Source organism: Mycobacterium sp. NAZ190054, assembly GCF_001545925.1.
Classification (GTDB): Bacteria; Actinomycetota; Actinomycetes; order Mycobacteriales; family Mycobacteriaceae; genus Mycobacterium.
This window is the reverse complement of record NZ_LMVQ01000452.1, coordinates 1-1,464: the sequence shown is the minus strand read 5'-3', so window position 1 is coordinate 1,464 and position 1,464 is coordinate 1. Positions and strand designations below refer to the sequence as shown.

The window sequence follows — 1,464 nt, the reverse complement described above, 5'->3', positions numbered from 1 at the left end:
GGGTAAGTCCCCTGGGGTGGTGGGGTTTCGGGTCTGCGGCTGGCCGGGCTGGGCTGTGTCCGGTGTGTCGTTGAGGGCTTTGGGGTGGGCCATCGCGTAGTGGTCAGTGAGTTACCTACCAAGTGACTCAACAGGAAGACATACCACGCGATGACCCAGGATCATTCTGCCCTGCTTGCCCAGCTCGATGCGCTCAAGTCTGCTGATGCCGGGGCGGTGTTCGCCGAGTTGATCCGCGCCGGTCTGCAGGCGCTGATCGAGGCTGAAGCCACCGAGGTGATCGGCGCGGGCCGCTACCAACGCACTGACGGGCGCGCCACCCACCGCAATGGGCACCGGCCCAAGACGGTGTCGACCACTGCCGGCGATGTCGAGGTCCAGATCCCCAAACTGCGGGCCGGGTCGTTCTTTCCCTCGCTGCTGGAACGGCGTCGCCGCATCGATAGGGCGCTGCACGCGGTGATCATGGAGGCCTACGTTCACGGTGTGTCGACCCGCAGCGTCGATGACCTCGTGGCGGCACTCGGTGTGGGTTCCGGTGTCTCGAAATCCGAAGTCTCGCGCATCTGCGCCGGCCTCGATAAGGAGATCGACGCGTTTCGCACCCGCAGCCTGAACCACACCTCGTTTCCGTACGTGTTCTGCGACGCCACGTTCTGCAAGGTCCGCATCGGAGCGCACGTGGTGTCCCAGGCCCTGGTGGTGGCCACCGGCGTCTCCATCGACGGCACCCGCGAGGTGTTGGGCACCGCCGTCGGCGATAGCGAGTCCTTTGAGTTCTGGCGCGAGTTCCTGGCCTCGCTCAAAGCCCGCGGCCTGAGCGGGGTGCATCTGGTGATCTCCGATGCCCACGCGGGCTTGAAAGCCGCCGTCGCCCAGCAGTTCACCGGCTCGTCCTGGCAGCGATGCCGGGTGCATTTCATGCGCAACCTGCACGGCGCGGTGGCCGCCAAACACGCACCGGCGGTGACCGCGGCGGTCAAAACGATCTTCGCCCACACCGATCCCGCCGACGTCGCCGCGCAATGGGATCAGGTCGCCGATACGCTAGCTGCGAGCTTCCCGAAAGTGGCCGCGATGATGGACGAGGCGAAAGCCGACGTGCTGGCGTTCACCGCGTTCCCGCGCACTCACTGGCAGAAGATCTGGTCGAACAACCCCATCGAGCGGCTCAACAAGGAGATCAAACGTCGCGCCGATGTCGTCGAGATCTTCCCCAACCCGGCCGCGTTCCTACGGTTGGCCACCGCCGTGGTCATCGAAGCCCACGACGAATGGCAGGTCACCCGCCGCTATCTGTCCGAGGTCTCCATGGCCGAACTGCGCAAAGTCATCGCCGACAAACAGGCCGCCGCCGAACCCATCGCCGAACAACGTCAAATCGCCTAACATTCACCACGACTCGTTGATCACCACGCGTGCACCCACGCCGATCCGAAGTCCACCACCCCAAGGGGCACTATC

Annotated in this window: 1 protein-coding gene; it reads left to right on the top strand. The window is 65.0% G+C overall.

Features of this window, described 5'->3' with window-relative positions; all coding sequences use genetic code 11:
• Positions 1 to 150 precede the first annotated feature (150 nt).
• Complete coding sequence (locus tag ASJ79_RS24055) at positions 151 to 1,389, top strand: IS256 family transposase (protein ID WP_003896122.1); 1,239 nt, start codon at positions 151 to 153, stop codon at positions 1,387 to 1,389.
• The last annotated feature ends 75 nt before the right edge of the window (positions 1,390 to 1,464 follow it).

What these genes read in the sequence shown, in the direction of transcription:
- ASJ79_RS24055 (WP_003896122.1), top strand. Translation starts at nt 151, where the DNA reads ATGACCCAGGATCATTCTGCCCTGCTTGCCCAGCTCGATGCGCTCAAG.